Annotated in this window: 21 protein-coding genes and 1 pseudogene; 6 read left to right on the top strand and 16 right to left on the bottom strand. The window is 40.1% G+C overall.

The annotated features are described in order from the left end of the window. Positions 1–53: 53 nt before the first annotated feature. Entirely contained in the window at positions 54–917 is an 864-nt protein-coding gene (locus OMU_RS00515) for a hypothetical protein (RefSeq protein ID WP_016178011.1), read from the bottom strand. A 754-nt stretch (positions 918–1,671) separates the two neighbouring features. Between OMU_RS00515 and OMU_RS00510 the strand changes: the two are divergent. Next, positions 1,672–2,857 (top strand): annotated as a pseudogene (locus OMU_RS00510) (IS256 family transposase). 294 nt (positions 2,858–3,151) lie between these two features. Here the strand turns inward: OMU_RS00510 and OMU_RS00505 are convergent. Both OMU_RS00505 and OMU_RS00500 read right to left on the bottom strand, forming a co-directional pair. Beyond that, positions 3,152–4,009 carry a LysM peptidoglycan-binding domain-containing protein gene (locus tag OMU_RS00505; protein WP_016178009.1) on the bottom strand — a complete coding sequence of 286 codons (858 nt, stop codon included), beginning with the start codon at positions 4,007–4,009 and terminating at the stop codon, positions 3,152–3,154. 10 nt (positions 4,010–4,019) lie between these two features. Next, complete coding sequence (locus tag OMU_RS00500; RefSeq protein WP_016178008.1) at positions 4,020–4,601, bottom strand: hypothetical protein; 582 nt, start codon at positions 4,599–4,601, stop codon at positions 4,020–4,022. A gap of 262 nt (positions 4,602–4,863) precedes the next feature. Here OMU_RS00500 and OMU_RS00495 point away from each other — a divergent pair, with 262 nt between their 5' ends. Continuing rightward, entirely contained in the window at positions 4,864–5,178 is a 315-nt protein-coding gene (locus OMU_RS00495; protein WP_016178007.1) for a helix-turn-helix domain-containing protein, read from the top strand. A gap of 197 nt (positions 5,179–5,375) precedes the next feature. Here OMU_RS00495 and OMU_RS00490 read toward each other — a convergent pair whose 3' ends face one another. Genes OMU_RS00490 through OMU_RS00480 form a run of 3 tightly spaced genes read right to left on the bottom strand, consistent with a single transcriptional unit; the run spans position 5,376 to position 9,267 of the window. After that, positions 5,376–7,013: an aryl-sulfate sulfotransferase gene (locus OMU_RS00490; protein WP_016178006.1), complete on the bottom strand. Its 1,638-nt coding sequence runs from the start codon at positions 7,011–7,013 to the stop codon at positions 5,376–5,378. Positions 7,014–7,038: 25 nt separating this feature from the next. Next, positions 7,039–7,698, bottom strand: coding sequence for an ABC transporter ATP-binding protein (locus OMU_RS00485; RefSeq protein WP_016178005.1), 660 nt, complete (start codon positions 7,696–7,698; stop codon positions 7,039–7,041). A 54-nt stretch (positions 7,699–7,752) separates the two neighbouring features. Continuing rightward, positions 7,753–9,267 carry an ABC transporter permease gene (locus OMU_RS00480; protein ID WP_016178004.1) on the bottom strand — a complete coding sequence of 505 codons (1,515 nt, stop codon included), beginning with the start codon at positions 9,265–9,267 and terminating at the stop codon, positions 7,753–7,755. Between the two features lie 142 nt (positions 9,268–9,409). On the opposite strand from OMU_RS00480, the gene OMU_RS00475 reads away from it, so the two are divergent. Both OMU_RS00475 and OMU_RS00470 read left to right on the top strand, forming a co-directional pair. Next, positions 9,410–10,084, top strand: a complete 675-nt coding sequence (locus tag OMU_RS00475; RefSeq protein ID WP_016178003.1) for a response regulator transcription factor — start codon at positions 9,410–9,412, stop codon at positions 10,082–10,084. Positions 10,085–10,088: 4 nt separating this feature from the next. Continuing rightward, entirely contained in the window at positions 10,089–11,405 is a 1,317-nt protein-coding gene (locus OMU_RS00470) for a sensor histidine kinase (RefSeq protein WP_016178002.1), read from the top strand. A gap of 58 nt (positions 11,406–11,463) precedes the next feature. On the opposite strand, the gene OMU_RS00465 is transcribed toward OMU_RS00470, so the two are convergent. The 8 genes from OMU_RS00465 to OMU_RS00430 all read right to left on the bottom strand — a co-directional run bounded on the left by OMU_RS00465 (position 11,464) and on the right by OMU_RS00430 (position 18,167). Then, positions 11,464–11,928, bottom strand: coding sequence for a PTS sugar transporter subunit IIA (locus tag OMU_RS00465; protein WP_016178001.1), 465 nt, complete (start codon positions 11,926–11,928; stop codon positions 11,464–11,466). A gap of 2 nt (positions 11,929–11,930) precedes the next feature. Next, complete coding sequence (locus tag OMU_RS00460) at positions 11,931–12,716, bottom strand: ChbG/HpnK family deacetylase (protein ID WP_016178000.1); 786 nt, start codon at positions 12,714–12,716, stop codon at positions 11,931–11,933. Beyond that, positions 12,685–14,106, bottom strand: coding sequence for a PTS transporter subunit EIIC (locus OMU_RS00455; RefSeq protein WP_016177999.1), 1,422 nt, complete (start codon positions 14,104–14,106; stop codon positions 12,685–12,687). Before OMU_RS00455 ends, OMU_RS00460 begins: the two co-directional genes overlap by 32 nt. Beyond that, the gene (locus tag OMU_RS00450) at positions 14,099–14,944 is read right to left on the bottom strand and encodes a PRD domain-containing protein (RefSeq protein ID WP_016177998.1); all 846 of its coding nucleotides are present in this window, start codon (positions 14,942–14,944) and stop codon (positions 14,099–14,101) included. The genes OMU_RS00455 and OMU_RS00450 overlap by 8 nt, the downstream gene beginning before the upstream one ends. A gap of 207 nt (positions 14,945–15,151) precedes the next feature. Further along, entirely contained in the window at positions 15,152–16,003 is an 852-nt protein-coding gene (locus OMU_RS00445; RefSeq protein ID WP_016177997.1) for an aminoglycoside 6-adenylyltransferase, read from the bottom strand. Positions 16,004–16,035: 32 nt separating this feature from the next. Then, positions 16,036–16,809, bottom strand: coding sequence for an HAD hydrolase family protein (locus OMU_RS00440; RefSeq protein WP_016177996.1), 774 nt, complete (start codon positions 16,807–16,809; stop codon positions 16,036–16,038). Positions 16,810–16,945: 136 nt separating this feature from the next. Then, entirely contained in the window at positions 16,946–17,260 is a 315-nt protein-coding gene (gene ppnP / locus OMU_RS00435; RefSeq protein WP_016177995.1) for a pyrimidine/purine nucleoside phosphorylase, read from the bottom strand. Between the two features lie 22 nt (positions 17,261–17,282). Continuing rightward, complete coding sequence (locus tag OMU_RS00430) at positions 17,283–18,167, bottom strand: sulfite exporter TauE/SafE family protein (RefSeq protein WP_016177994.1); 885 nt, start codon at positions 18,165–18,167, stop codon at positions 17,283–17,285. 832 nt (positions 18,168–18,999) lie between these two features. On the opposite strand from OMU_RS00430, the gene thyA reads away from it, so the two are divergent. Together thyA and OMU_RS00420 are read left to right on the top strand one after the other, a co-directional pair. Next, on the top strand, positions 19,000–19,875 hold the full coding sequence (gene thyA / locus OMU_RS00425; RefSeq protein WP_016177993.1) for a thymidylate synthase: 876 nt from the start codon (positions 19,000–19,002) through the stop codon (positions 19,873–19,875). Between the two features lie 175 nt (positions 19,876–20,050). Then, positions 20,051–20,356, top strand: coding sequence for a YrhK family protein (locus tag OMU_RS00420; RefSeq protein ID WP_016177992.1), 306 nt, complete (start codon positions 20,051–20,053; stop codon positions 20,354–20,356). A gap of 184 nt (positions 20,357–20,540) precedes the next feature. Here OMU_RS00420 and OMU_RS00415 read toward each other — a convergent pair whose 3' ends face one another. Together OMU_RS00415 and OMU_RS00410 are read right to left on the bottom strand one after the other, a co-directional pair. Further along, a complete protein-coding gene (locus tag OMU_RS00415) occupies positions 20,541–21,974 on the bottom strand; it encodes a MucBP domain-containing protein (RefSeq protein ID WP_016177991.1) in 1,434 nt (477 codons plus the stop codon). A 13-nt stretch (positions 21,975–21,987) separates the two neighbouring features. After that, positions 21,988–22,218, bottom strand: a complete 231-nt coding sequence (locus OMU_RS00410) for a hypothetical protein (RefSeq protein WP_016177990.1) — start codon at positions 22,216–22,218, stop codon at positions 21,988–21,990. Between the last annotated feature and the right edge of the window lie 38 nt (positions 22,219–22,256).

Raw genomic sequence — 22,256 nt, 5'->3', positions numbered from 1 at the left:
AGATAAAACCATTTTATATACGTCAAGAATCAATAGCATCTAAATCTTTTCAATTATTCTTTTTTCTTTTCAGGTAAAACTATCCCCAGTTTGTCAGCAATTTTTCTAATCCTATTCCTAGTTTTCTCATAAGTGTAATCTAAATTGATCACTCTGTAATAGGTTCTACGTGAAATAGCCAACTTACTAATTGCCTGAGCTACAGGAATTTGCTTTCTATTTTTATAAATAAGTAACAAGCGTTCTATTTGTTTATCCGTTAATTGACTTCCGCCTCGTTTACCACGTAATTCCTCTCGCTTTTTTTCCTTCATTTCTGAAGTTAACTCTTTCTTCTCCCGCCTTTTCTGGTAAATAAATGGTCTTATTTCTTTTAGCTCTTTAATAGTGTTCTTCAGATCAATTACCTCCTTATTTAACTTATTAATTTTTCTATTGTGAACAAGAGCAGAGTTATTAATTTTTTGATCAATAGCATGCTCTTTTTCCTCAAGATATCTTTTCTTTTTATTAAGTTGATCATCTAGATCCAAATCTCTACGGTAATATTCTAATTCTTCTTTACTTATTTTCTCCAACTCTTTTATTCTCTTCTTCGCCTTTTCGTACTCCAGCCTCAGATTTTGCTTTTCTTTTTCTGACTCTAAATATACACTTTTCAAATTTTTTATTTCTTCATTTGCTTTCCGATTGTGTTCTTTTAGTTTTCCAAAATTCTCTTTATTATTTTTAGCTGTTATCCTTAAACGATTAACAATTTCTTTTTGCCGTTTTGCCTCTTCCTCCCATGAGAGCATTACCATGTAAAGTGCGTCATAATTAGTACCATTTTCTTCTATGTCTGCTTCAATTTTTTTGGATAATTGGACTAATAGACTATAGGCACTTTTCTTTTTCGATTTATCCTCATTGTTCATTTCCATTCCTCATTCACTGTAACTTTTATATTAATATAAAAGTTACACCAAAAATAGAATTAAGTCAATGATTCCTACAGAGTCATCTACATTTTCTATTCCTTGTTCTTCTTGTATTTTTTTCTTTTCAACAAAAACAAAATTTTCATTTCTTTATGAATTTAAAAATAGGATTTTTTTCTCTTCAACAAGGATGATTATCCTTGAAAAAGCTTCGTTAATTAATCACTATACGTTATTTTAATTAATATTTATGTCTATGAACACTTTAGGTAATTTGTAAAAAAATATTTTAAAATGAACTATGACATATCTGAAAACTCCGCAAAGATGCGATATGTTCAGGTTAATTGGAGCGCTCGTATCTGTGTGGCCTACCAGAAGACCGATACGATTTTCAGAAAATTGTCTACACTCGCTTTTATTCTTAAGAGACAGTGGTTTATTAATAGCAATCTTTCTAATTCTTTAAGCGAAAGCAACAATATCAGCATCGACTCTACATAAATAAAAGCTGATCAACCTAATGCATGTGAAAAATATGGCAAACTGAGCAATGTGAAACAGCATATTGGTAATACCTGTGACGGAAAACAACGAAAATTCATGCATTGATAGATGGTTTAGGAAATCCACTTGTCTTCTTTTTATATGAAAGACAAACGAAAAATGCCATTTCAGCAATCCATTTGTTAGAACAAATTGAAGTTGCAGAAAGAAAAGAAATCCTGATGCCGAAAAGTTAGCTAAATCCATTCTGAATGCCTATCAACCTGAATCTGTCGATGACATGCAAGATGCTTTGAAAGAGGTGTTTGGGTCCCTTATTTGAAAAAATGCTTCAAGGAGAATTGAATAACCATTTAGGTTATGATGTCCATTCTAAAGAGCCTAAGGAACACGATAACCGTCGAAATGGCTATGGAAATAAAACGCTTAAAACCAGTTTTAGTGAAGTAGCTATTGATGTTCCCTTTGAATCAGAGTTAATTCATAAGCGAAAACGAGATGTCTCCGATATCGAAGGGAAGGTTCTTTCCATGTATGCACGAGGAATGAGTCAACGAGATATTGCCGCAACCGTCGAAGATATTTATGGCTTTGATATTTCCCATGTAATAATTTCAGATATCACTGACGCTATTCTACCTGAATTGGAAGAATGGCAAGCCCGCCGCCCCCTAGCCAAGTGCTATGCCTTTCTATTCGTTGATTGTATGTATGTTACTTTACAAGAAAATTATGAAACCAAAGAATGTGCTGTATTCACCATTCTTGGCTATGATCTCAAAGGAAATAAGGAAATTTTAAGTTTATGGTTAAATCAAACAGAATCTAAAAATCGCTGGATGCAAGTGTTCGATGAATTGAAAGCAGGTGATGTCGAAGAGGTCCTTTTCATTTCTATGAATGGGGTTTCTAGTCTTGAAGAAGGCGCAAAAGCGATCTTTCCATCGGTAATTGTTCAGCGTTGTATTGTTCATCTTGTTCGAAATGCATTGCGTTATATTCCAAGTAGGGACTATAAGGAAGTCTGCCGAGATATGAAAAAGTTCTACGGTGCTTCGTCTCTAAACGCTGCACATGCTACTTTTGACAGTTTTCAAAATCGGTGGTCTCATTATTCTGGTGCTGTAGATGTCTGGAAACGGAATTTTGCACATATTGAACAATTATTTGATTATGGTAGTGCCATTCGAAAAATTATGTCCACTACCAATGCGGTTGAAAGTGTTCACTCTAGCTTCAGAAAAGTCACAAAAAAAGGAGCATTCTCTAATGAGAATGCACTCCTAAAACTACTTTATTTACGCACGAAAGAATTACACGCGAAGTGGTCAGGTGGTCAAATCCAAAACTGGGCTATGGTGCTTAATCAGTTAATGATCAACGAGACCTTCTCCTCTAGAATTGAAAAGTATGCGATTTACCTTCCATAACAACGGTAGGTTTATTCAACTATGTGTCCAATTAAAATTTATCTGATTTTAAAAATAGCCAAGAGAATTTGGGTTGTTAAAAACTCTTAACTATTTAACTTCCACAGTTTAGTTGACAACCCCGCAATGAATTTAAAGAAATTAGCCACCTGGCTATGGAAAGGCAAGTAGCCTTTATTTGTCTTGAATTTCGAAAGAAATCAGATAAAAAGACGTCCCAAACTCAAATTACGAGTTCGAGACGTCTTTTGTTTACAGTCTGCACTTATACCTTATAAGTGTTTTCACTTCAATCTAGGATTCCCAGGACATTACCCCATAACTTCCAGCAATTCCTTCCATTAACAAACTATCCGCATACCCATCAATAAAGCTTGTTGCCTCACCCTCTGTTGAGAATAATCGACTTCCTTTTTCGATATTCTTTGATTGATCATCACCTTCATAAGCGTAGAACCAGACTGTGAATTGAACTTGTGGCTCTGGAGTCGGTGTCGGTGTAGGATCAGGGTCTGGTGTTGGAGTTGGCGTAGGATTAGTCACCACTCCACCATTATTTGTTCCACCAGATGAACTTCCATTGCCTGTTGTTCCGTCATTTTTATTTTCACCATTACCAGAAGGTGTCGAAGCCGGATCAGAGGATGCGACATTCGTTTGGTTCTGTGTATTTGACATATTTGGAGCTGGCGAGGCCTGACCTACAGACTCACCAATCGGTTGATTCGGAACTATTTTATCCGACTCCGTAATTTGTTGTTGATCAGTCACTACACCATTTTGATCTTGAACAGTTACGACATTGCCTTCAAACACCAACTTATTCCCTGCATAAATCAAGTTGTAATCTCCAATGCCATTCAATGAAGCTAATTTTTCCATTGTGACATTCGTTGCTAAAGAAATACCGCTTAACGTGTCTCCCCAAACAATAGTATATTCTTTTTTTCCTTCAACATCCTTTTTGATTTGCTCAATCGATCGCGCTTCCCATTTACCATCCATTTCTGAAGCTTGTATGTCTTGTCCCTTTAATATGAGTACACCTGCCATTGTAAAAGCACTTAAAGCTAAACCCTTTCCAAGGTTTTTACCCAAATTTTTTCTTTTTTCAATAACTGTTTGCTGCTTTATATCTCTTCTCTTTTTCATAATACTCTCCTTAATAAGTCCTTTTTTCTTTTGAAGTCACAACTTGTATTTTTTTCTTATGAAAATCATTACGATTATTTTTCAATCTTTCGGATAATTTTTCACTTCTCTTCTTATAATGATTACACCCCATTTTAAAGTGTTCGAGTTGATGTTGTAATCGTTGGATTTCGAGGCTCATGCGTACAATTACCTTTTCAAGATCCTGACTATTATTCATACGCAATCGTTTTTCAACACCATCTAGACTTTCACATTTTTCTTCACACCCTTCACAGATTGTAAAAAGTTCCTTATCAATAAATATTTGCGAAACGGAATAGTTGCCACACCATTCACAAGTCATTTCACTAGCTAGTTCTGCCTCATATAGGATATTTTGGATCTGAGAAGACTGTTCACTTGGCTCTAAATCAGTAACAAGCGAAAGAATCCCTTGCTTTCTTTCTACTCGTTCAATCGACACACCAAATTCGCTAAGTTCCTTTTCAGCTTTTACCAATATTCGATACCAACCGTGTCCTATTCGATGTCCAAATTTAATTAGAGCCAGACAATTCATGCTTTTGTAATTAATTGAATGTTCTTCCATCAGTTGTCCTCCTCACAAAAGATCAAATTTTTTAATAATCAATCGATGTCTAATTTTTGAATTTAATGCTCTACCTATATTCTCTTATATGCAAAAAAATCTAAAAGAGACACGTTTCAATTACTACAAAATCAATATAGCACAGAAATAGGTTTTTAGAAACCTTTTATTCATATAAAAAAGAGAATTTTTAGGTTATTGAAGACCTAATAAAACAACAGACAAACCTTTAATCTTTAATTAACGAAAGGTTGTGGGACCGATGCTTAGCTCAAAAGTAGCTGCAAGAATAAAAGAGTTACGCTTACAAAATGGAATGACTCAGGAATTTTTGGCTGAGTTAGCTGGACTAGATCTATCCTATTTAGGAAAAATTGAAAGAGGACAAATTGAAAATATAAAAATTGAAACACTTGATAAAATAATTAGAGCCTTCAATATTGATTATCCTTCGTTCTTCTCTTTCGAAAAGGATGATAATGATATCAGCAGAATAATTCATGATTTGAATTCTTTAGATAGACGAGAAGATATAATCAAGGTATTCAAGCAGATAATAGCGATTAGTAAAAATTAAAGATTACTTGTTTACTAGCAGTATATTCTATAGATCAACTTAGAAACCCATATTTTTTACAAATTAAAAGTGATATCTTCACCCTCTTCGAAAATAGTGTGGTCGTGTCCACAAATAACATGCCATTCTCTTTCATTTATGAAAAACTAATCATTAATTAAACTTAAAAAAGCTGCGAAATTTTCCGCAGCTTTCATTTATTCTTCCTTCAATTCATACATCCAATCCTCATTATACAGCGAGAATCGTTCTGCGCGATAGGCCCAAGCACTGGTTGGGAAATCAGTAAGGTCAACGTTCAGAACGGTTTCTCCTTCCTCCGTAACTTCCATAATTGAACTGGTCTGGCCCTCATCACGGTAGCCGAAGTTAACGAGGCGATTGCCTGTGTTGCTTAAGTAGCGTGCACTGCCGATAATCTTGGTATAGTAATCCTCCCCTAGCTCTTCACCAAAGGTCCAAACTTCTTCGATCGTCATTTCTGCTTCGTTAATCCGAACCTGGCGGGCTTCTGAGTATTGTTCAGAGGTTTCTTCATCCCCGCGGGTAACCGAGATGTTATTGTCATAATATAAAATATCGGTCGTCTCATCGTTGTCGTCTTGATCCGGCAGGACGATCGCCGCGTGCTGTCCGCCGCTGGCTTTGACATCCCCTTTTAAGAAATATTTCTGATAGCTATCAGGCCAGCCGCTACTGTCGCCCATGATCCATTTGATCTCGTTCGTGGAATAATCAATCTTCATAATCGTATCTTGATGCCTCCCCGAAATAATAATACTGTCGTCTGCCTCATCGTATTCTACTGAGTTTTGGTGGAACCAATCGACCTTTCCGTCCTCGCGACTCGTCGAATCGTAGTCTTCGTAAAAGGCTTCCGGTAAGATATCCTTCAGATCAATCGTTTTCTCGATCTCCCCTGTTTCGCGATTCAGCTCGATCATCGTGTCCTCAATATAGTTACTGCCATCATTGACTGTCAGTAAGAAGTTTCCGCTTGGCAGCTCAATACCATCATGATGGATCACGGTCATTTCTCCTTCGCTTTTACCTGTATCGTTTGCGGCGCTAGAGCTTGAGAAATCGTAATGGTGATAGATTTTCCCTAAGTAGTCCGTCTCTAGCAGCACATTGTAGGTATCCGCGTCATTGGATTCTTTGGTCAAATAAAGCAGATTCCCGTTATCTAATTCTTTAAAAATATGACTGTTATAGCGGGTCGAATACCAGCGAACATCGCCGTTGGCATCAAAGGCATAGGCGCGTTTCGTACTTGGCACAACAAAGGTGAGTTCGCTGTCGCCTAGTTCCATTTTTGTTGTATCCGCTTCTTTGACATCTATGTTGGCAATGGATTTCGCTAACGTTCCTGTTTTTATCGTTACCGTTTTCTCCATGCTGTTGCCGGATTCGTCCGTCAATGTGACCGTCACTTCGTTTTCTGTGTCTGGGTACAGACCTAAAATCGGAACACTGTGATCCGTTGTATAGTCGTCAAAGCTGTTCTTGATGGTCGTCGCCTCATCCTTGCCGGCCACTGAAATATCAACGGTCATTGCGTCTTCTGTTTGGAAAAGCAGCAGCGCCGAAAGTGGGCTGGCATCGTAAGGATCAAGCTGGACATAGATATTGTCTTCTGTGTACTCGCCGCTTTTTAGTAGAGTCTGATATTTTTTCTCTTTTTCCGTTTGTTCCTCCTGCCACTCATCATTCAGGGAGACGGACAGCTGTTCTTCCGTGTCCACCTCATTCGAGACTGAGCCGCTGACACCACAGCCGGTTAAACAGACCGTCATACCAATAAAATAACTGACTTTCTTTAGTGTTGCCCTCATTCACTTCCTCCTTTTCAAGCATTGATTAAGAAACCTGACGAAACATTTGATTTTTCAATTCGTACACGACATCGCAGCCTTTAGCAACTTCCTGTTCATGGGTGACTAAAATAATACATTTTTGCTGCTCATGAGCGATTTCTTGGAATAGCTTGACGATTTCACCTGAGGTCGCCTCATCTAAGTTTCCCGTTGGTTCATCGGCTACAATCAAATCATGTTCGCAGCACAATGCCCGCGTAATTGCGACCCGCTGCTGCTGACCACCAGATAGCATTGTTACTTTTTTCTCTGCCAGTTCTTTGGTAATGCCGACTTTCTCAAGATTTGCCAAAGCATAGGCTTTCTTATCCGCTTGCTGGCTTTGGGCGATCTCCATCGCCGTCACTACATTATCCACTGCCGACATGTAAGGCAGAAGATTGTAGGCTTGAAAAACGATAGACACATCCTTGCGCCGATATTCCCGCAGCCCGATTTTTTTCAAAGAAGTATCTTCATAAAGAATTTCTCCGCTTTTTGGGGTATCCAAGCCTGCGATCAGGGATAAAAAAGTTGTTTTCCCTGATCCGCTAGTGCCTAAAATGGCGTACATCTTGCCCTTTTCAAAGGTTAAATTCACCTTTTCGAATAATGGGCCGTTGTTCTCATACCAATAGCTTAAATCCTTGGTAGCTAATGTCATAAAATTTCCTCCTTTAATTTGTCACCTTCGTTTTTCATAACTGATCATCTACGTCTAAGAGATCAAGATTTTCTTCGGATTCAATCGCAGAATTCCTGCGGATGATAAGACGATTGAAAATAGGCTGATTCCCAGTCCGATGCCTCCAAGACTAAGAATTTCCATTGGCTTCACAGAGATGTTCAGCTCTTGAATTTCCTCGGTTTGGGTAAATGGATTGCCGCCCATTTGACCGCCACCTCGTGGACCGCCATTTCCACCGCCAGGCATTTGTCCTTGTCCGCCAGGGCCGCCATTATTTCCTGCCGCATTGGCTTCTTGTCCTTCCGTATTTTGCGATGTTGTTTGTTGACTTAATAACTGATTTCCGACGGCATTTCCTACGACATTTCCGCTGGCTGCCGCAATACCCAAAGCAAAGATCATGCAGATAAAAATCTCAACGAAAAATTGTGAGATGACCTTCATCCGTGATTCGCCTAATGAAAGCAAAACACCGATCTCATATTTTCGTTCGCGAATCGACAGCATAATGATCAGCGTTAAAATAATCACTCCCGCTGCTGCGACTAGAATCACGATATTTTTCGCGAAACTTGAGACATTGTTTAATGGTTGCAGCATTTGCTGATACATTTGATCATTTGTTTCTAAACTAAAAGTATCGGTATCGATCAATTTATTCGCCTGTTTGACGAAGCTATCCATATCTTTAGGATCTTCTAGGTTATAGACGGCTGAATCGATCGTTTTTCCTTCTGAACCGGTCAGTGTATTGACCATGGTATAAGAAGAAAAGATCGTGTTCGATGGGTTCATAAAGTTAAACTGAGCGCTCATGCTATCCCCAGAATCGCTGGTTTTGTAGATTCCTTTGATAGTTACTTCGACATCCTTGTCATCTGTGTCTTTAATTTTGAATGTATCACCAACACTTAAATCGTTAGCCTCGGCCAAGCTTTGTTCAATCAAGACATTATTGGTGCCTTCATCTTCTGAGGTGATCGCTTCCCCTTCAACAAGACTAGCGGTTCCGGCTGAAAATTCGCTATAAGAGCTGCTTTCAGAAACTCCTTTGATTTGGAAATCACCTTGGCTCATGCCGCCAGGAGCACCGCCTCCGCCAAAGCCGGCCATCTGTTCGTCAGTTGACTCCTCCGTATTTTCTGTACTATCGTTGCTGGCATCACTGTCGCTGGAAATCGGTTCGATTCCTGAGCTTTTATCCGCTGAGGTGCTGGCTTCAAAGGAATAGGATTTTACATTCGATAATTTCGCAATTTTTTTCGCATCGCTCAGATTTACCGGCGTTCGTTCGAAGCTGCCGGGATCAGGTCGGCTATTTTCATCTTCTGAATCGGATTGCTTAAACATCGCCTCACGGTTCGTCGATAAAGTGACGGTCGCCCCGACACTCTTTTTCGCGTTCGTTGTTGCCAGGTCTGCCCCGCTGCGGATCGTCAATCCCGCCAAGACGAAAATCAATATCGCCGAAAAGACGGCGATCATAATAATACTGCGCCCTTTTTTGGCCCAAAGGCTTTGAATCGCCCGTTTCATATAGTTCATAGTGGTTCCCCCTTCATTTGTCTGTCTGTAGAATAAGCAAGCTGGCTTAACCGAAGCTTAAGCCGGATGTAAAAAGTTTTAAGGTTGATTTAGGAAAGCATGGTACACTGAGGAAGTAATAAATGAAGAGGGAGAAAATTCGATGATTAATCTATTAATAGTAGAAGATGATACGACACTTTCAGAGAATATAAAAGAAATTTTAGCCGATTTAGGTGACATTACCCAAGTTTACGATGGCGAAGAAGGTTTGTTCGAGGCCGAAAGCGGGATGTACGATTTGATTTTGCTAGATTTGATGCTGCCAGAGAAGAACGGTTATGAGGTGTTAGCAGAAATGCGGGAAAAAAATATCCAGACACCTGTATTGATCTTAACTGCCAAGGACAGCTTAGAGGATAAGGTGACTGGCTTTCAAAAAGGGGCAGACGATTATTTAACCAAGCCCTTTTACCGAGAAGAGCTGATCATGCGAGTCAAAGCATTACTAAAACGCTCGCTGGGAATATTTGCTGAAAATCAGTTAGCCTATAAAAATATCACCTGCAATCTCTCAACTAAAGAAGTGACCGTCGATGATGAGGTCTTGCCGATTCAAGGAAAAGAATTCGATCTTTTAGTCTACTTTATCCAAAACAAAGGTGTGATTTTGACCAAAGAGCAGATTTTTGATCGTATCTGGGGCTTTGATTCCGATACCACGCTAACTGTCGTAGAAGTCTACATGAGCCACTTGCGCAAACATTTGAAGCCGTCAGGTACCGATCATCTGTTTAAAACCCTGCGGAATGTCGGCTACATCTTACAAAAGGAATGATTCAATGAATACAGAAATTTCGAGAAAACAACGGTTAAAATTTTTCTTCATTAATGTCGCGGCATTTGCGGGAATCTTTCTATTATTAGGCTTTATTACTCTGCAGCTTCTGCAAAGCTCAGCCTATCGTCAAACCGATCTTTCTCTAACTCAAATGGCGGAAAATAGCCACCTGATCCAGATGGAGATCAACCGCTATCAGCAGGGCAATCCCTTTTTGGCGCAAATGCCTGACGATCAGCGCATGGATAAAGGTCCTGATGGCAACAATCGCTTCAATACCCAGATCATCCTTTGGTCTAAGGACGGCGAAATTCTCAACAAGGATGTATTAGGTGGACGCTTTACCGAGCTAGAGAATTTAACCTTAGATAAGAAAAATTTGGATTCCGTTCAATCATTAAGCTTAAAAAATACTGGAGAAGCTAGTCAAAAGCTCTCCTTCCATTCCTATACAATTAAAGCAGAGAATGCGGAAAATATCGCTTATATCCAATTTTTATCAAATACCAATCAAATCGCGGACTCCATGAAGACCTTCGAGACCACCTTGATTATTTGTATGATCATCTTCTGGCTAATCTCGATTGGTATCAGTTTTTATATTTCAAAAATGAACATGCAGCCGATCATGCATTCGTGGCGCAAACAGCAGGAATTTGTCGAAAATGCCTCTCACGAGCTGCGCACGCCGCTGGCGATTATTCAGAACAGCCTGCAGCAGCTCTTTACCAAACCCGACCACACGATCCTAGAAGAATCCGAGCCAATTGCTCAAGCCTTGAATGAAACACGCCGCATGAACAGTTTGACAGAAGACCTGTTGACTTTAGCCCGCAGCGATTCCAATCAGTTGCTGCTGCAAAAAGAGGCCGTCGATCCTAAAGACTTCATTCAGCAATTAGCCCAGCCTTTTCAAGAGATCGCCGAAATGAACGATAAACAATTCGTTTTGGAAAACTACGCTGATCAGCCTATGCTGATCGATGAAAAACGCATCCATCAAGTACTGGTGATCCTGCTGGACAATGCGCTGAAATATACGGAAGCTGGCGAAAAAATCATTCTGCAATCAGAAATCTCCAATGACAATTGGCTGATTGAAGTCAAAAACAACGGACCATCCATCAGTGATGAAGACAAGAAGCATATCTTCGAACGCTTCTATCGCGAAGACCGCTCCCGCTCCAAAGAAACCGGTGGCTACGGCTTAGGCCTTGCCATCGCTAAGCAAATCATTAATCAACACAAAGGCAAGCTGACCGTACGCGATTGGGAGCCGCGAGGAGCCGTCTTTCAGATCAAACTGCCGATGAAATAGTACACAAAATCAACGGAGCTGTGACAAAAATCCTGTCACAGCTCCGTTTTCTATCTATTTACTTCCACGTACCAATTTCTTCTCCATCGACTACCTCGATACCCGTTTGAAAATCAAACTGATAGTCCTTTGGATTCGTAACGATCAGCATAACTACATCATCCAATCCCGCAGAAGAGATCACTTTTCGATCAAAGCGCAGCAGCAGTTCGCCAGCCTTCACCTTTTGACCTTCGGATACGAGTAATTCAAAGCCCTCATTTGCGAGACTAACTGTATCAAGTCCTACATGGATCAATAATTCAATCCCCTCTTGCGTTTCCAGCCCAATAGCGTGCTGCATCTGCAGATTCGCCGCTTTTATTACTCCATCAACAGGCGAAACGATCCGTCCAGCAGCTGGGTAAATAGCTAGGCCCTCACCCATCATTCCCGTTGAAAAAACCTCATCCTTTACCTCAGTTAAAGGGACAACCTTACCAGTTACAAAAGCATCTAGCTTTTTCTTCTTCTTAAAAAACATTACTACACTTCCTTATACGAAATCAGTTCAATCTTTAATTGCTCCAAACGAGCCTTAACTGCTGGATCAGTGAGAAACGCCACTTCGGCAGTTCGTGGAATCAATAACGAAGAATTCTTTAGAATATAATCATCTAAATAGCCAGGATGGAAAATCATCATATCCACACCGTCGTCATGTAAATTGGCAAGCAGCTTCTCCAATGTACGATAAGGATCATAATCAGCCTGCATCGATTCCATATACAGATAGACCCTCGTTCCATTCATATCGATAAAGGCATCCTCCGTCAAAGAATTCGGCCCCTGACCTTGAGGCAATCCAGAATACTTTAATCCATGCTCCGCCGCAAATTGCTCCATCGCTTTAAAATAATTGGCACTGGTTACCGCATGGCCCTCAAAATAATCCGGTTTTCTGCCAAACAGCTCTAAAAATCGTTGATATTGCGCTTCAATCTCCAGTCTGACCTCTGAAAGAACAACGAAATCTTCCTTTGCCTCTCGATAGATTTTTGACGATTTGAAGTTTCCATCAGCATCTACTAAAGAAGGAATCTTCTCAGGATCAGTCAAAGGTTTTCCAACACAGATATTGGTGTGTTGGCTAAAGGCGATCGGCTCTTTTTTTAACAATTCTACACCATGAAGCGCAGCAGGCATGTTTACCATGACTCCTACACTCTGGATTAAGCCTTCCTTTACTGCTTTTTCAATCCCATAATTGACCGCTTCTGAATAGCCGAGGTCGTCAGCTCTAAACAATACTTTCTTCGAGTACTTCGTCATTTTCTTTTACGTCCTCCTTGATACTTAAAACATACGTCGCTGCCGCAGATACGACAAAGCCGATCCCGCAGGCAACAAAACCATTGATCATATTGGCATTAGTCCCACCAACAAATGAAATCAAGCAGGCAAAATTCGCCACTGGAATCAAGGTGTAGGCAGTCACTCCCGTCAACCCAGCATAAAGACCGCCGGCAAGTCCACCTGCCATCAGTCCAATGAATGGTTTTCTGTAACGCACACCTAAACCGTAAACACCCGGCTCAGTCACACCGCCGACTAAGCAAGCAGCTAGAAAACTAAAGGCCAACGCCTTTTCATTTTTATTGCGTAAGCGCAAGAAGGAGCCTAGACACATTCCCGCCACACACATGCTGGAAATGATCGCCGCAGGTGTTACCAATGAATCCTGTCCGTTTTGGGCAAAGAGTGTAATCATCGTTGAGATCATCAGCAAATGCATCCCTGTCATTACCAAAAATTGCCACAATGCCGCAATCACTGCTACAGCCAAGAATCCGCCAATCGCATCTAGTGATAACAAGAATTTACTAATATGTTCCCCCGCAACAAATCCTGCAGGTCCTAAGACAATCAACGTGATTGGCAGCATGACCACCATCGTCAACGTTGGCGTAAAGATTGTTCCTAAAGTAGACGGGATTACCTTCTTAAAGAATTTTTCTACATACGACATGATCCAAATCGAAAGAATCATTGGAAGCACCGTGCTGGCATAATTCTGAGTAGCGACTGGAATTCCGAGAATATCAAAAGCTGCTCCATCTGCCGCGATTTGCGTAAACGTCGGATGAAGCAGAACGCCTCCTAAAAACATCCCTAAAACTGGCGTAACGCCAAATTTTTTCGCAGCAGTATACCCCAAGAAAACCGGGAAGAAATAAAATCCCGCGTCACCAACAAACGTCAATAACGTAGCCAAAGAACTGCCCTCATGAATCCAATTCAGCATGGATGGTCCAAAAACGGCCATGACCATTTTGAACATTGAGGCCGCAATCAGCACAGGAATTAACGGTGTTAAACTTCCTGCCAAATAATCCAAAACCTTATTTCCTAACCCCTTTAAAGTAAAAGGCTCTTTTTCTTCCTTCGCTTCTACTTCTTCCTGCTCCTGCGCTTTACCAGTCAGCTCCAGCAAATTATTGTAGACCTTATTGACAGTTTGACCAATGATGATCTGATATTGTCCGCCAGATTGGACAACACCTAAGACACCACTCGTTGACTTTAAGCTCTCTTCATTTACTTTGCTTTGATCCTTCAGGTTAAAACGCAGACGTGTCATGCAGTGGGTCATGTTTGAAATGTTTTCTTCGCCGCCAACATTTTCTAAAATAGTTTGTGCTAATTCATTATATTTAGTCATCGTTTTTTCTCCTTACATTTTTTTCGTATAATCGGTTCATATGAATCATTAAATAGACCAGTTCATCTTCATTTGATTCAATGCCATAAAATTGTGCAATCAATGTGCCAACCTTTTGTGCCAGCTGATAGATTTCCGGGTGCTGCTCCTTGATCGAATCCAGCATCTCCATTCCAGGTCCAATCAGCTCTTCGCCGCTGCGCATCCGCTTCAGGTAATAAAACATGTGCATGCAAAAACGATTGTAGTTAAACTCATCACGATCGATCACAATGTGCAGATCCTGCTCAATTAAATTGGTCGTCTGCTGAATAATTTCTTCAATCAATACTTCTTCCTGAGAAATTTTGTACTCTGATTGACTATTGACAAAGTGCATGGTGATACTCGTCAATTCCCCTTTCGGCAAGACGATATGTGTCTGCTCCTGAATCATTTTGACGGCCTTTTCCGCCAATTGACTTTCTTTTGGGTACATCTGCGCAATCTCGTAGGAATAATTCATGCGAACATTTTTATAAGTTGTCAGACGCTGAATAGAAAACTGGATGTGATCCGCCAAACTAAATACCAACGTCGGATTCAACTGCCCATTTAATTCTTCTTGTGCCATGCTGACAATCTCCGCACTCAAATTCAAAATCTCCTCAGGTATTTCCCTCAATAATCCTTCAAAATACTCGCTTAACTTGTAAAATGTCATGGTAATCTTGGTCAAATCCATCAACTCATAAGGCGTTTTAGGAAATCCTAATCCTTTGCCAAAAGCAATCAGATGGTTGCCATTGCCATCAATCGCTTCAGCGACATTATTATTAATTTTCTTAATAATTTTCATTTACTCTTCCGCCTTTCCAATAAAAAAACTCTTTGAGCGCACACTACACCCTCCTTATTTCAAAGAGAATGGTAATGCCTCAAAGAGTAACAATCCATTTTTATTTAATTTTCACTACAAATATAGTTGATTAGTAAAACGTTGTCAACATATCAAATCATTTTTCTTCATTCAAAATTTTTATGTGTTCTAAAAAAAGAGAAAAGGTTATAGTTCCTCATGCGTCACAAGCCATTGCTTTACTTCAGCTACTAGCTTCTCAGGATAAGAATAGTGATAATGCTCCGCCAACTTACGTGATAGCCCTTCATACAACGCAATCGTTTCCTGCAACGCACGCCAGCTGTCTGCCGCATCAAAATGACCAAATACACCGTTCAGCTGATGGAAGATCTCCTCATCTACCCATTCATAGATAAAGCGACCAGCATGCCATGTATCATAATTTTCGCCATGGACCATTTTCTCGTACCATTCGATTGTCTGAAGCAGCACCTGTTTACATTCGGTATCCCGCAGCTTAACAGTCCATAATTCATTCCGTAAAATCTGTTTGCCCAAATACAAGGCAAGAAACCAAAAAGTGTTCACTGTATAATCGAAGGCCTCTGCCGTGATCGGAGAAGCTTTTGGCCATTCAAATTTTTCAGGAATCAGCCGCTGAGCCTCTCCCGTCTTATCCAGTAGCACTCGTGCTCCACGACGAAACCAGTAAAGCGGCTCATTCTTAGCTAACTCGGTTTGATAGTTCGCGTACGAGGTAATCACAAAATCCACTTGAAAGCCGCCTTCAAATAGGGACAGCCATTCCAACCCAGCACCGCTTTCGAATGGAATTGCCGTATTCAACTTACCAAGATTTTCGATCCAATCCTTCGAATTAAGATACCGCTTCGGATCATCCACGTACATTTGGATATCCATATCAGAATACGCATCAGCCCCATGATCAATCCGTGCTCTTGAACCAGCTACATAAGCTACATGAACATCCGACTGCTCTTGCGCCCATTTGACAAAACGCTGTTCGACTTTCTTATAAAACGCTGCACTTTCCATTCCACACCCTCTTTTCTATCAATCAATTATCGTTAAATCCAGCCAAACTTCCGACAAGCATTATAAATCCCATCATCAACATTGCGATCAGTCACATAATCCGCCTGTGCCTTCAATTCATCCACCGCATTGCCCATCGCGATACTCGTCCAACGCTTGTCAAACATTACCAGATCATTCACGTCATCACCAAAGACCACCACATCCTGCGCCGGTCTGTCAAAATACTCCAAAACATCGAGAATGCCCTGTTTCTTGTTGTCATGCTGACACATCGTATACTCAGGCACAAAGCGCAGCTTCGAAAAATTCTTCGGCTCTGGGATCAAGTGATCCTGCTCTTTCGGTAATGCCAAATAAAACTTAAAAATATCCGCCGCTTCATCCACATTGAATGTCGGATCGATAAAATATTCCGTCGACTCCTGTCTAGGACCCACCTGCTGCCGAAAAAGATCATTTTTCCCATAAACCTTCTCCGAATCATCCGTCGCAATTAATACACCGACACCTTGTTCCTCCGCCTGATGAATCACTGCCAACGCTTCTTTTTTATCCAACGGCGTATTTTTCACCAATTTATTTTTAATCACCACACCCATACCGCCTGAGCATACCATGTTTTCCAGGCCCAGCTCCTCCAGTAAGCCGCGACACTTATAATGCGCACGTCCCGTAGCAATCGAAACAAAATGCCCCTGCTCCTCTAAAAGCTCCAGTGCCCGCTTCGCACTAGGCACCACCTGTCCTGTACTACGATCTGTCAAAGTCCCATCAATATCAAAGAAAAACAACTTCTTTTCCATTCCTTCACCCGCTCCTTCAGCTTCATCACATTCATTGTAGCATATCCGAAAAAGCAAAAATCAGCTGTTCGATGTTCACGATCAAAAAAAGGCACCAGAAAACTTTTACAGCCTTCCAATACCTTTTATAATTTATTTAATCCTCAAAAACATAGAAACACGTATAATCCGCATATTTCTCGACTTTTACTTGAAAAGCACTATTTGCAGGAACGATAAATTCTTCATTTTCACTAACTGTTTTCCATGATTCCTCATTAGGCAATAAAACAGTCATTGATCCTTGCGTAACCTTCATGATTTCTTTTTTCTGGGTATTGAACGTATAGTCTCCTGCTAACATAAAGCCCAACGTAACATTTTCGCCGTCCTCCAAATGAATCGTACGACTGGTGACCTTCCCATCAAAATAAATATTTGCTTTAGATTCTACATTAACCTTCTCGAACATACATACTCTCCTTTTTTAAAATCTATACATTTCGCGCAACTTTTGTCTTGTAGCTTTTTTGCAGATACGTAAGGCCGGTAAAGATAATGACTACAATCACGATCAACGTAAGAGCAGTAATATCTAGCCCTGTCACAAATTTCGCAGCGATAATGACTCCAATAATTCCTCCAATAGTAATCCCCAAGCTAAGCTTTCTAGCATATTCATTTGTTTTAATGAAATTAATACTAGCAACCGGCATCAATGCAGCACAAGAAGCCGACATGATAGGAAAGGCTACTAGCGGACTCAGCCCTAACATGTAAACCATAGCCATACAAGGCGCATATAGCCCAACACCCATAGTCATCAACGCTCCTAAAGCAAAGTTTCCGACGATCCCAATAATCAACTTAACTCCTGTTAATCCAGTAGCTATATTTCCCTCTCCAAGAATATTGATCATCCCTGTTTGCTTTAACGTCATCAAAATCGCGGTTACAATCAACGCCAATCCCATAACAAATTGTACTCTTTGCTCAGGAAGTCCTGTGACATATCTCGAACCAATCCAAGAGCCAACGGTAGCTGAAGCAACCAATAAAAACAAGGTTAATGGCTCAACCTTTACCACCGTAATGAAAATAAGCGCTTCCAACAAGCATGATAATGCATGGCTGACGTTTAAGGTTCCAGGCAATTTTCGATCGTCATCTAGCTGCCTAGTAACCTTCACCAAAAGTGTCGTTGGGGCAAAAGCACCGATACCTAATGTATCAAAGAAATCAGTAATAAACCCAATACCTATGGAAATAGGCATGCTCTCATCACCCAAGTCTTTCCGATGCTTGAAGATGTCCCTGCCGAAGACACTTACATGTAGACCAATGAACCCGATCAATACAACCAATAATACTGTTTTCATACTTTAACTCCTTCTAGAAAATTATTAAAAAAGAGCAGTCATCCCATACATTTAGTCTGCTTTACGCATTCTATAGGTATGTACGTTTATTTCATACTGCACAATTTTTTACCTTTTTACTAACTCCCTAACCCTCTTGAATGCCGCAGCCTCTCAATAAACAATTTCATTTAAATGAAATTGAATAAAATAGAACATCCAGATTAATTTACAGCTGCTCATTTATTATTGTCCGAAAAAAACACTATCATTATTAGCATTTTCCTGATATATAAAATGTGATATTTTTAACTTTAACCGATATAAAAAAGAAATCAGCTACTACAAAGCGCCTAAATAAATCTAAAATAGACTCGTGACAAACAGAGAAAACTGTTGTAAATATGTAATAAATTCACTATAAGCTAGTTTCATCTACTCAAAACATTTATTAGCACACAGCGTTTCACTATTGTTATTAATTTCACATTTACAAAAAATAAAAAGAAACTATCTCTACTCGATTGAGTCCTTCCAGTTATCCTTGCTGCGACTTTTCATTTGCAATTATAGTCATAAAAAAATAATTTTTCAAAACTTTTTTCACTAATATGAATTATTTTACTGTTTTATCCGTTCTATTTTCATTTTTATGATCATACTCTTTTTCGAGTAACCTTGCAGATAGACCAATTTATAAAGTTATCTTTTAAATGAAAAAGTCGCACACTCGTCATTTGAAACAACTATTCTACTTTCTTTTAGGATAAAACAAATACTGAAAAAAATTTAATCCACGAAATCCCGCAAATATGTTAAACTCAGACAAAAGCAAAAAAAGAGGAGAATTCTTGTGACTGAATATACTGGCTTCGACAAAATTTATCGCGACATCGTCATGGATATTATTGAAAACGGCACGGATCAAGATCCTGCCTTGGTTCGGGCAAAATACGCCGATGGCAGCCCTGCTCCTACTCGTTTTATCCAAGGCGTCAACTTTAAGATCACCCCCTCAGACGGTATCCCAATCTTGAAATCAAAACGCGTCTTTCAAAAAACGCCCTTGATCGAATTGGAATGGATCTGGCAAGAATTATCCAACGACGTAACCTGGCTGCAAGACCACAACTGTAAAGTCTGGAATGAGTGGGTTGACGACAACAATACCATCGGCAAAGCATACGGCTATCAATTAGCCAAAAAATGCCGCAAGCTGCCAGACCGTGAAGAAAAGCTTAATCAGGTCGAATACGTGCTCCATCAATTAGAAAACAATCCTGGCTCTCGCCGTATCATGACTAGCCTGTGGGATGTCGATGACCTAGACGAAATGACTCTAGAACCATGTGTCTGGGCAACCAACTGGAAGGTCAACAATGGTGTCCTTGATTTGCATGTCAAACAGCGCTCCGCTGACATGGCATTAGGCCAACCCTTCAACACCTACCAATACGCGGTCCTGCATCGCCTAATTGCCGACCAGCTCGGCTTTGAGCTTGGTACCATGCACTGGTGTATCGATGACGCTCACGTTTACGATCGCCATATCGATGCTTTAAAAGAACAGCTGTCTCAACCAATCCCAGACAGCGAACCAACGCTTGTCTTACCAGATAAATTCGATGAGAATGGCCACAAACGTTCATTCTTTGAACGCCGCTTATCTGATGTGAAGCTGGAAGGTTACGAGCATAACGGCGTGATTAAATATGAGATAGCGGAATAACTAATAGAAAATAGAGTCGCAAAAGATCAAAAATCATTTGCGACTCTATTTTTATATCCATCGTTAATCTATTCCATCCATTATTTAGTTATCTTACAAGCAACATCTTTCAGATTTTTACCAACTGATAGTACAATGAACCTTTATACAAAAACAGAAAGGTTTGATTATCCTCATGCCCAAAATTGAACGTAAAGCTCATGAAGTAGAAACCGCCATCGAAGAAGATATTGAGATACAGGGAAAAAGATTTCGTGTGTATTTTCAAAACAGATATACAATTCTCTCTCTGGCAGTCGACTTATTAACCGGCTTCTTTTACATCCTCGGCAGTGTCGCAGCCCTAACCTCGATCCCTGATCGAATCGGCATGTACTTTTACCTCGCAGGTTCGATCTTCCTGACCATCCGTCCGATTTTACGAATTATCAAGAATATTTTTATCTACGATGATCTGAAAGAAGAAAAAAAGAAATCGTAACATCACCCTACTTTGCAGAAACGGAAAATTGTGTTTCTAAGTAAAAGCTAAAGAACAGTTTCTATGATGAACAGATCGCAAAAATGACGGCATCCCCTTATTTAATTGCTAAAAAGCGGAAGAAAGTCTGTTACAAACTAAAAAAATGGCTACAGCGAAATTACTAAGCCGCTGTAGCCTATTTCTAGTTTGGATAGTACATATTATAGACAATCGTTTGATTTTCCTCGGTATAGGTCAAAGGTGCCTCTTCGTTGAATGAAATTCTAAAACCTTGCATTTCTGCTACTTGTTCCACTCCCTTTGAATCAAGGTAGACAATGCCTAATTGAAGATATCCAGAAACTTCCAGATTTAATCCACTTGGACCTACCACTTTGGTTCCCACTTCTCCTTCAAGTTCAAGCTTTCCATTATCTGGTATACGGTAATTCGTGTCATATAAGACGAATCCTTCCGCCTTCACGCTGGTCCATTTAGGTACCCCATCTTCGTCTATATAGACATAGAAGTCTCTACCAATGTTTGAAGTTACTTTGCTGAAATCAATGATTACACGCCCTAACTGTTTTTCTTTTTCATACACATAAGTGACTTCTTGTGGCTGATCAGTAAATGTGCCGGTTGCATTTTCTGGAGCTTCTTTTAAAATATAGCCGGTAATCGTCTTTGCTTCTGATGTATATTTTTCACCAACATTTCCCATTAACGTCTCAGCTGGGGCAATTGTGTTGTCTTCTTCGTCAACATAACGAACAACGACATTCGCTCCTTTGACGGGTTCCTTCGTGTACACATAAGTGACTTCTTGTGGCTGATCAGTAAATGTACCGGTTGCGTTTCCTCGAATTTCTTTTAAACTATAGCCATTAATCGTCTTTGCTTCTGATGTATATTTTTCACCAATATTTCCTGTTAACGTCACATCAGGAACGATTGTATTGCCATTTTCATCCACAAAATGTACCAATACTGTGCCTTCTTTTTTCTCAGGAACTACTGGTGACTCGTGATTGTTGGACGAATGGATATAGCCGAGATAATCGTAGTCTGAAACGGAAGTATCGGGTTTAAATGCACTGCCCTTGGCTAGTGTTTCTGTTTTCGCTGCGGGTAATTCAGGTGTTGCCGCTGCCGCAATGCTTGTAAACCCAGTTCCTCCAAATAGCGCTAATACTAGTAGCGCTTTTTTAGCTTGACGGCGTTTCCAAACCAATAGGAGGATACCCGTAGCTAGTAATATCATTCCACAATAGACAATGATTTTATTTTGCTTCTGCTCCCCTGTTTTTGGCAGTGATTTGTAGGAACTTTGCAGGACAGAATGCGTATTTATTTGCTGCAAGGTTGCTCCAGTAGTTTTATTCGTTTGATTTACCGGCTGAGCGGCTTTTTTCTGATAAATTAAGCGGAAATTTTCCTCATCATGTGTAATTGTTGCTTCTGGCTGTTTAGTAACCAGATTCTTTTGTTCTGTCGGCGACAACGTATCATATAAAGCGTACTCTGTCGTGACTGTTGCCGTTGATGCTTCCGCAAAACTTTCTGCTACTCCAAATTGAAGCACCCCAACAATCATTGAAAATACAGCCAAACAGCGAATATAATGCTTTCTCATTCCATTTTCTCCTTCACTTATGTTTTTTAATTCCAGAAGCTGCTTCCGCAGTCTGATAGTGATCTTTTACTTGTTTCTGTTCTTGCTTCCTATTTTCCCTGCGAAAAGCAAGCCAGCGAGTATAATAAAGAACCCACAACCCTAACGCTACTACGACAATAGTCAATCCAATGATTTCTAAATATTTCAAAGTGACCACTCCTATCTGTAGCATGCTATTACTGGTAGTTGAACCGATTGTCATTTCCCTTTCACCTTAGATAGAGCCTGTTTCATACGAAC

This window comes from Enterococcus avium ATCC 14025 (assembly GCF_000406965.1).
GTDB classification, from domain to species: Bacteria; Bacillota; Bacilli; order Lactobacillales; family Enterococcaceae; genus Enterococcus_A; species Enterococcus_A avium.
Note: the sequence above shows the minus strand (reverse complement) of the source record. Positions and strands in the feature narration are given on the sequence as shown.

Coding starts and splice junctions, on each gene's coding strand:
- OMU_RS00515 (WP_016178011.1), bottom strand. CDS start 917: ATGAACAATGAGGATAAATCGAAAAAGAAAAGTGCCTATAGTCTATTA.
- OMU_RS00505 (WP_016178009.1), bottom strand. CDS start 4,009: ATGAAAAAGAGAAGAGATATAAAGCAGCAAACAGTTATTGAAAAAAGA.
- OMU_RS00500 (WP_016178008.1), bottom strand. CDS start 4,601: ATGGAAGAACATTCAATTAATTACAAAAGCATGAATTGTCTGGCTCTA.
- OMU_RS00495 (WP_016178007.1), top strand. CDS start 4,864: ATGCTTAGCTCAAAAGTAGCTGCAAGAATAAAAGAGTTACGCTTACAA.
- OMU_RS00490 (WP_016178006.1), bottom strand. CDS start 7,013: ATGAGGGCAACACTAAAGAAAGTCAGTTATTTTATTGGTATGACGGTC.
- OMU_RS00485 (WP_016178005.1), bottom strand. CDS start 7,698: ATGACATTAGCTACCAAGGATTTAAGCTATTGGTATGAGAACAACGGC.
- OMU_RS00480 (WP_016178004.1), bottom strand. CDS start 9,267: ATGAACTATATGAAACGGGCGATTCAAAGCCTTTGGGCCAAAAAAGGG.
- OMU_RS00475 (WP_016178003.1), top strand. CDS start 9,410: ATGATTAATCTATTAATAGTAGAAGATGATACGACACTTTCAGAGAAT.
- OMU_RS00470 (WP_016178002.1), top strand. CDS start 10,089: ATGAATACAGAAATTTCGAGAAAACAACGGTTAAAATTTTTCTTCATT.
- OMU_RS00465 (WP_016178001.1), bottom strand. CDS start 11,928: ATGTTTTTTAAGAAGAAGAAAAAGCTAGATGCTTTTGTAACTGGTAAG.
- OMU_RS00460 (WP_016178000.1), bottom strand. CDS start 12,716: ATGACGAAGTACTCGAAGAAAGTATTGTTTAGAGCTGACGACCTCGGC.
- OMU_RS00455 (WP_016177999.1), bottom strand. CDS start 14,106: ATGACTAAATATAATGAATTAGCACAAACTATTTTAGAAAATGTTGGC.
- OMU_RS00450 (WP_016177998.1), bottom strand. CDS start 14,944: ATGAAAATTATTAAGAAAATTAATAATAATGTCGCTGAAGCGATTGAT.
- OMU_RS00445 (WP_016177997.1), bottom strand. CDS start 16,003: ATGGAAAGTGCAGCGTTTTATAAGAAAGTCGAACAGCGTTTTGTCAAA.
- OMU_RS00440 (WP_016177996.1), bottom strand. CDS start 16,809: ATGGAAAAGAAGTTGTTTTTCTTTGATATTGATGGGACTTTGACAGAT.
- ppnP (WP_016177995.1), bottom strand. CDS start 17,260: ATGTTCGAGAAGGTTAATGTAGAATCTAAAGCAAATATTTATTTTGAT.
- OMU_RS00430 (WP_016177994.1), bottom strand. CDS start 18,167: ATGAAAACAGTATTATTGGTTGTATTGATCGGGTTCATTGGTCTACAT.
- OMU_RS00420 (WP_016177992.1), top strand. CDS start 20,051: ATGCCCAAAATTGAACGTAAAGCTCATGAAGTAGAAACCGCCATCGAA.
- OMU_RS00415 (WP_016177991.1), bottom strand. CDS start 21,974: ATGAGAAAGCATTATATTCGCTGTTTGGCTGTATTTTCAATGATTGTT.
- OMU_RS00410 (WP_016177990.1), bottom strand. CDS start 22,218: ATGACAATCGGTTCAACTACCAGTAATAGCATGCTACAGATAGGAGTG.